Annotated in this window: 6 protein-coding genes; 5 read left to right on the top strand and 1 reads right to left on the bottom strand. The window is 31.6% G+C overall.

The annotated features are described in order from the left end of the window. Positions 1 to 29: 29 nt before the first annotated feature. The 3 genes from VI621_RS10595 (at position 30) to VI621_RS10605 (ending at position 4944) form a co-directional block, all read left to right on the top strand. A complete protein-coding gene (locus tag VI621_RS10595; RefSeq protein ID WP_324218360.1) occupies positions 30 to 2417 on the top strand; it encodes an ATP-binding cassette domain-containing protein in 2388 nt (795 codons plus the stop codon). Between the two features lie 88 nt (positions 2418 to 2505). Further along, positions 2506 to 3624 carry an HlyD family secretion protein gene (locus tag VI621_RS10600; protein WP_324218361.1) on the top strand — a complete coding sequence of 373 codons (1119 nt, stop codon included), beginning with the start codon at positions 2506 to 2508 and terminating at the stop codon, positions 3622 to 3624. A 6-nt stretch (positions 3625 to 3630) separates the two neighbouring features. Beyond that, on the top strand, positions 3631 to 4944 hold the full coding sequence (locus VI621_RS10605; RefSeq protein WP_324218362.1) for a TolC family protein: 1314 nt from the start codon (positions 3631 to 3633) through the stop codon (positions 4942 to 4944). Positions 4945 to 4955: 11 nt separating this feature from the next. On the opposite strand, the gene VI621_RS10610 is transcribed toward VI621_RS10605, so the two are convergent. Continuing rightward, positions 4956 to 5687: a biotin--[acetyl-CoA-carboxylase] ligase gene (locus VI621_RS10610; RefSeq protein ID WP_324218363.1), complete on the bottom strand. Its 732-nt coding sequence runs from the start codon at positions 5685 to 5687 to the stop codon at positions 4956 to 4958. Positions 5688 to 5781: 94 nt separating this feature from the next. On the opposite strand from VI621_RS10610, the gene rsfS reads away from it, so the two are divergent. Further along, on the top strand, positions 5782 to 6153 hold the full coding sequence (gene rsfS, locus VI621_RS10615) for a ribosome silencing factor (protein ID WP_324218364.1): 372 nt from the start codon (positions 5782 to 5784) through the stop codon (positions 6151 to 6153). A gap of 14 nt (positions 6154 to 6167) precedes the next feature. Continuing rightward, positions 6168 to 7550, top strand: a 1383-nt coding sequence (gene ftsH / locus VI621_RS10620) for an ATP-dependent zinc metalloprotease FtsH (RefSeq protein WP_324218365.1), incomplete at its 3' end; no start/stop codon positions are given.

Below are 7550 nucleotides of genomic sequence, written 5' to 3' on the forward strand. Positions count from 1 at the left end.
ATTTCAGATAAGATCTAGCACTATAATCCATGCTAAAAACAGACCCACAATTAAAGAGCAACGATTGCGGAATTAGTTCCATAAAAACTATTTTCAATCTATATGGAAAAAATATTTCCCGGAAATATATTGTGAAAAATGTTCCTTTAGAAGAAAAAGGGTCTCGCATTTCTGATATGAAAAAATTTTTCAATGCCAATGGTTTTACTGCTAATTTCAAATTACTTGACGTCAATTATATCAATGGAAATATTGATTACCTGCAAGATCTTTTTCCGTTCATTTTACCAATTCAAAATAAAAAAGGCTTGCATTATGTGGTCGTTAACGGATTAAAAGATCAAAAGCTCAAAATATTTGATCCTGGAAAAGGCAGTCAATATTATTTGTCCTTACAAGAAATCAAAAAAATGGCGCATTTTACCGAAAATCATTGGGATTTAGCCGATACCAGAGAAAAAATAACAACGCTTTGTTCTCAAGAATTATCAGATTATCATATTAATATCGAAAATGCTTTGATTGAAAATGGTCCTGCGGAACTTTTTAATAAGCTAACTTATTTCTCTTATCTGAAAGATGCCTTCGGATTTAAAGATATTGCTGCTGAGAAGGATTTTTTAAACGATCTGTTAAAAAATCAGGAAATATCATCTGTGCCCAGAAATTTTAAAACCTTAAAATTCAATAAAGACAAAATAAAAAATACTTCACCGCTTATTCTAGTAGTGAAACCAAATCCCGAAAAAGAAAATTTAGAGTTGCCAAAAGAAGAAAGTCCAAATTTATATTGGAAACTTTTCCGACGATTGGGTAAATTTAAAAAGCTATGGTATATCTATATTTTTGCCGCTTTGTTTTCTGCAAGCACCGCACAAATAGCAGTTTTTACAAATCAGATATTAATTGATAATGTGCTGCCTTCTTACAACCTTAATACCTTGGTTCTGTTCGCGATTGGTTTGGGGATTTATAAGATTTTTGACATTATCACAACAATTTATAAATCCTTTGTAGGGATTCATTTAGGGAACATTTTAGATAAATATTTTCTCTTTTCATTTGATCAAAAAATCAACAATTCCAGCCTTTCGTATATTCATTCTTATAAAAAAGGGGATTTAATGGAGCGGATCAGCGATGCCTTGAAACTCAAAAGCTTTTTTCTGAAATTTTTCACGAGCATTCTTGTTGACATATTTGTCTCTGTTTATTCGCTGGGTATTTTATTTTTTATCAATAAAATGCTCACATTGGTTGTTGTTGGCGTCATGATTTTATTTTTTTTATGGTTTAAATTTATTACACCTTCTTTAAAACAAAATGAAAGACTCAGATACATGCGCAAAGCCGATTTTCTTTCGAAAATGATGGAAAAAGTCGAAGGAATCCAAGTTATCAAAAGTTTTAAAATAGAACAATTTCATTCCGATAAAGTCTTTGGAAGCATCAATGAATATTTAAAAATCCAGCTTAAAAACGGTTATATCGATTTAATAAACAAAATTGTAGTTGCTCTGATTGTTATTGTATCCTCTGTATTCATTATGGTTTATCTAACCAAATCTGCAATGTTAACCCAATTAATCACGCTTGGACAAATCGTTACTTTTATTGCTTTGTCATCAAAGATTTTTTCTTCGCTAAAAAGTATTCTGGATGATAATTTATCGCTTCAGGAAAATGAAGTGATTCTAAAAAGATATTTTGATTTTGATGAAGAAAACAAAAAAACATCCAAAAAAGGAATTTCTGATTTTAATATTGAAAACATTCAATTACAAAACCTGAACTATGGTTATTTGCCTAATGAATATGTTTTAAAAAACATTAATCTCCAAATAGACAAAAAAGAAAAAATAAAAATTGAAGGACAAAATGGCTCTGGCAAATCTACTTTTAGTAAAGTGCTTACCACACTTTATCTACCTGATTCAGGAACAATTCTGATAAACGAAAGAGATCGCAAATTTTATAATGATGACAGAATGAAAGACAAAATTCTGTTAGTTACCACCGAAGATATTTTGTTTAATGACACCATCCAGAACAATATTGCATTGGGCAGGGAAATCCCGATTTTGGAAATCATCGACAAAGCAAAACAGATTGATTTTTATGACTTTATTGCTTCGAAAGAGGAAGGATTAGATTTTATTATCAATGAAAATGGAAAAAATTTCTCAACAGGACAACGAAAAAAAATACTGTTGCTTCGTGCATTATTTTCAAAAGCCGAAATAATTATTTTAGACGAAGTTCTCTCGGGAATGGACAATGAATCCCGAAAAAAAGTGGAAATTCTAATTAATAATGATGATTCAAAAACCTACATCATTATATCTCATGAAGCTGTTAATCATATAAACTTTTCCAAAAAATACAAAATACAAGATGGAGAACTCATTTTATTATAATACGAACGCAATCAATTTTATAAAAATTCTATTCCGAATATTTATAGGCTTTCTGGTAATTATTATTCTCTTAATTTTTACTTTGGAAATGAATGATTCTGTCAAATTTAAAGAAGGGCAAATTTATTCCGATACGCCTCAATTGAAGATTAACGCTCCAAATGAAGTGAAAATTTTAAAAATTTTAGTCAAAGAAGGCCAGGAAGTAAAAAAAGGCGATACGCTTTTTATCTTAGAAAATAAAAGAACAAAATCCGAATATGATGTAGCTAATATGGATGTTAAAACGATGCAAAATAAAATCAATATTATCCATAAATTAATTGCCAGTACGCAGGAACGAAAAAATTCTTTGCAGCAATTATTAGGCATTCAGTCCAAAATATACAATACAGATCGTAAAAAAGCCGAAAATGAAATCACTTCCATTAACAATAAAATTAAATTAACGACCCAACAAACCACTATTCTCAACGATAAATACAAAACGGATTCTTTACTTTATGCTAAAGGAGCGATTTCAAAATATGAATTGACTGAAACAAAAAATAAAAATTTAGATGACCGAAAAGTACAGGTCGATATTAATTCCAATTATAATCTGAAAAATTATGATTTTGAAAATTTAGCCAACAATTACCAGAAAACAAACAATGATTTAAAACGCGGTATCATTGATATAGATAATCAAATTCAGAATTATGAAAGAGATATTGTAGAACTTCTGGCATTGATTGAAGACCGCAAATACAACCTTACTTACATTGCTGATGAATTAGAAAAACTAATGGTTATTTCGCCTATTAATGGCACAATTTCAAATCTTTTTAATGCGAAACAAAATCTTGAAATCATCAATAAAGGAGATGTTCTTACAATAATTGCTCCTAAAAAAGAGCAATTTTATGCCAAAATCATTTTGAATGAGAAAGACCTGGCTTACATAAAAAAAGGACAAGAAATTAACCTCAAATTAGATGCTTACAATTACTATAAATACGGAGCCATAAAAGGGAGAATCACATATGTTTCGCCTTCCGATGTAGACAGAACGTTCTATTGCCTGGCCAATATGGAAAAGTACAATTCGAATATCCGATTAAAAGCGGGTTACATTTTGAAAGGGGAAGTAATTATCGAAAAAATGCGTCTTTTTCAATACATAATCAAAAAATTATTCAATAAAATTGGCGATGGTGTAAACTGAAACTCAATGAAGAATATTATTGTTGTTTTCTCTATTTTGATACTCTCAAATGCAACATTTGGGCAAGATTTCTTGTCATTTAATGATTGTTTAAACTTGGCTGTAAAGAACAATTTATTTTTGGAAAACGCCATTATTTCTGAGAAAATAGCAGTTTATGATCTCAAAACAAGGAAAGGAAAATTGCTTCCCGCTATTAATGGAAATGTTGAAAACAAATATTCCTGGGGAAGAGATATCGATCCGACTACAAATACTTTTATCAATGAAAATTTCAAATCCTACGCGGGTAATATTGAAGCAACATATAATCTTTTTTCAGGTTTTATAAATCTAAAATATATTAAATCCGCCAAGCAGGAAGTTGAAATTAATAAAGCCAATATCCAAAAAATTAAAAATGACGTTACGATAGATTTGGCTCATATTTATATTACTATTTTATATTTAAAAGAGACCATAATTGTCAATCGGGAACAAATAAAAGCCAGTGAAAAACAATTAGAAATGGCGGAGCTAAAATTCAAATCAGGCGTAATTGCTGAAAGCGAAGTCTTCAAAATAAAATCTCAAATGGCAACTGAAACGCTACTTTTGGCCACAAATGAAAATCAATTAGCAATATATTATATCGATTTAAAACAATTGATAAACATTCCGCTGGAACGGGAAATAGAATTAATAAAACCTAATTTGCTATTGGATGAAAATGTTTATTTAATTGAAAATCAACTTTCATTAACAAAAAAAGCAGTTGAATTGCATCCGTCATTTCTGATGAGTGAATTAATGGAAAATAAAGCTAAGACAGCCATTTCAATTGCAAGGTCTTACAGAATGCCTTCGTTGAGCCTGAAGTTTGCCTATGGGTCAAAATATAGCGATAAAAATTCGATGGATTTTAATCAGCAGGTGGAGACAAATTTACTTTATGGAATAAAACTGAACATGGAAATTCCCATTTTTAATCAATTTGAAACCTCTTACAGAATCAAGCAAAGTAAACTTTCATACAAACAATCCAAATTGAATAGTCAAATCGAGCAAAACCGGCTTTCAAGAGTCGTTTTGCAAGCCATAAATGATGCAAAAGCTGCTAAGAAAAAACAAGAATCTTCAACCATTGCATTCGAATTTGCACAAAAAAGTTTTGATTCCGATCAGTTGAAATATGATTTAGGAAAAATAAACATCAACGAGCTCAATTTCACAAAAACAAACTATACTAACGCCCAAGCAGAACTCATACGAGCCAAATATGAACTATTGTTTAATAATGCATTGATTAACTTTTATTTAGGGGAAGATTTTTCTTTGTGAAAATTTGAATTTTAATACAACATTTGAATTTCTTTGACGCCAAATGTAACAATTGAATCGTCTTCGAGAGCAATTTGTAATCTTCCAAAATCATTGACATCTTGAATTATTCCCATGAACTTATCTCCGTTTTGATTTTCAAAAGGCATTGGAATTCCTTTTTTGAAAAGGTTGAAATTGTAATCACTCCATAATTTTTCGGATTGATTGTTAAGTAATTTTGCTGCGTTTATTTTTAAATTTTTTATTATTTTAAAAAGTACATCCTCTTTGTCAAAATCTTTTCCCATAATCACCGACAGTGAAGATGCTTTAGGCAACTCGTCGAAGTTAATTTGGTTGATGTTGAGACCAATTCCGACAATCGAAATAATTTCGCCATTAGTTTTGATGCTGTTTTCAATCAAAATCCCTCCGATTTTCTTATTATCTGACATAATGTCGTTTGGCCATTTTATTGATAATTTAGGAATTGCAAAATTTTCTAATGACGAAATTACGCTTAAGGAAACCGCTACATTAAGATTGTAAATTTGGTTTACATCCAACAATAAGTCTCTAATTAAGACACTCATAATTAGATTTTTACCCGTTTCAGAAACCCACTTGGCTCCCATTTGTCCTTTCCCTTTTGTTTGCTTTTCGGCAGTAACAACGGTGAAGTTTTCCACGATCTGGCTGCCTGCCAAACTCTTTAGAAAGTCATTGGTGGAATCTATGGCATCGAGTTTGATTAATTTCATGGGAAATAATTTGTGAAACAGAATTTAAACTTATGTTAAGGTTCAAAAATAAACACAAAAAATGGTAACTTTGCAAAACATACAAAAAAAATAAATGACAAAAAAGAATATAAATAATGATGATTTACTAGCAAACATCATTAAAGGGATTGAAGAAGTAAAAGGAAATGATATTGATATTCTTGATTTAAGAGAAATTGACAATTCACCATGTGATTATTTCGTAATCTGTAACGGAAATTCGAATACGCAAGTGAGTGCAATCGTTAACTCGATTCAAAAAACGGTTTCAAAAGAGTTAAAAGACAAGCCTTGGCACATTGAAGGAATGGAAAATGCGGAATGGGTTTTGATGGATTATGTGAATATTGTGGTTCACGTTTTTCAAACACAAATTAGAGAATACTACAATATCGAAAGCCTTTGGGGTGATGCAAAAATCACTACTATTCAAAACAAATACTAAAGAATTAAAAATTAATGGCTAAAGATAATAATCCAACCCCGAATAAAATGAAAATCAATCCTTGGTTGATTTATGGTGCTGTAGCATTGATTTTTTTATTCATCAGTTTTATGACAGGTGGTTCCAGTTTTCAGGAACCATTGAAAACCTCTACTGCAAAGTTCAATGATTACTTAGAAAAAGGTCAGGTTGAGAAAGTAATTGTATACAATAAAACCGAAGCAGAAGTCTATCTTACTGCTGTAGCTTTAAAAGAAAAAACACATAAAGCTGTAGCCAAAGATTTACTAAACAGACCTAATAAAGGCCCACATTATTCCTTTGATATTGGTAACGACGAGATTTTTCAAAACAAACTTGAAAATGCCGTAAAAGAAGGAAAATTAAAAGATTATAGCTTTTTACCAAAAAGTAATTGGAGTGAACTTTTACAAATGATCCTTCCATTTGCATTAATAATAGGTCTTTGGATTTTTATTATGAGAAGAATGTCAGGTGGTGCCGGTGGTGGTGGCGGCGGACAGATTTTCAATATTGGAAAATCAAAAGCCAAACTTTTTGACGAAAAAACAGATATCAAAACTACATTTAAAGATGTGGCAGGACTTGAAGGAGCCAAAGAAGAAATACAAGAAATTGTAGAATTCCTGAAAAACCCTGAAAAATATACCAATCTTGGTGGTAAAATTCCAAAAGGCGCATTGCTTGTCGGACCTCCGGGAACTGGAAAAACATTATTGGCCAAAGCCGTTGCAGGCGAAGCTAAAGTGCCTTTCTTCTCTTTATCAGGTTCTGATTTTGTAGAAATGTTTGTTGGTGTTGGTGCTTCTCGTGTTAGGGATTTATTCAAACAAGCCAAAGAAAAATCACCAGCCATCATTTTCATTGATGAAATTGATGCCGTGGGTAGAGCTCGTGGTAAAAGCAATATGTCCGGAGGAAATGACGAGCGTGAAAATACCTTGAACCAATTACTTACCGAAATGGATGGTTTTGGAACAAATTCTAACGTAATTGTTTTGGCAGCAACCAATAGAGCTGATGTTCTTGACAAAGCTTTGATGCGTGCAGGACGTTTTGACAGACAAATATTTGTTGACTTACCAGACGTTCGCGAACGTAAAGAAATATTTGAAGTTCACCTTGCTCCTTTGAAAAAAGTCGAAGGTCTTGATACTGATTTTCTTGCTAAACAAACTCCAGGTTTTTCAGGAGCCGATATTGCTAATGTCTGTAACGAAGCAGCCTTAATTGCAGCCCGTCACAACAAAACCGCTGTAGACAAACAAGATTTCCTTGATGCCGTTGACCGAATTGTAGGCGGATTAGAAAAGAAAAATAAAATCGTTACTCCAAGCGAAAAAAGAGCCATTGCAGTACATGAGGCTGGTCATGCC

This window comes from Flavobacterium sp., assembly GCF_035292545.1.
Classification (GTDB): Bacteria; Bacteroidota; Bacteroidia; order Flavobacteriales; family Flavobacteriaceae; genus Flavobacterium.

Coding starts and splice junctions, on each gene's coding strand:
- VI621_RS10600 (WP_324218361.1), top strand. CDS start 2,506: ATGAATGATTCTGTCAAATTTAAAGAAGGGCAAATTTATTCCGATACG.
- rsfS (WP_324218364.1), top strand. CDS start 5,782: ATGACAAAAAAGAATATAAATAATGATGATTTACTAGCAAACATCATT.
- VI621_RS10610 (WP_324218363.1), bottom strand. CDS start 5,687: ATGAAATTAATCAAACTCGATGCCATAGATTCCACCAATGACTTTCTA.
- VI621_RS10605 (WP_324218362.1), top strand. CDS start 3,631: ATGAAGAATATTATTGTTGTTTTCTCTATTTTGATACTCTCAAATGCA.
- VI621_RS10595 (WP_324218360.1), top strand. CDS start 30: ATGCTAAAAACAGACCCACAATTAAAGAGCAACGATTGCGGAATTAGT.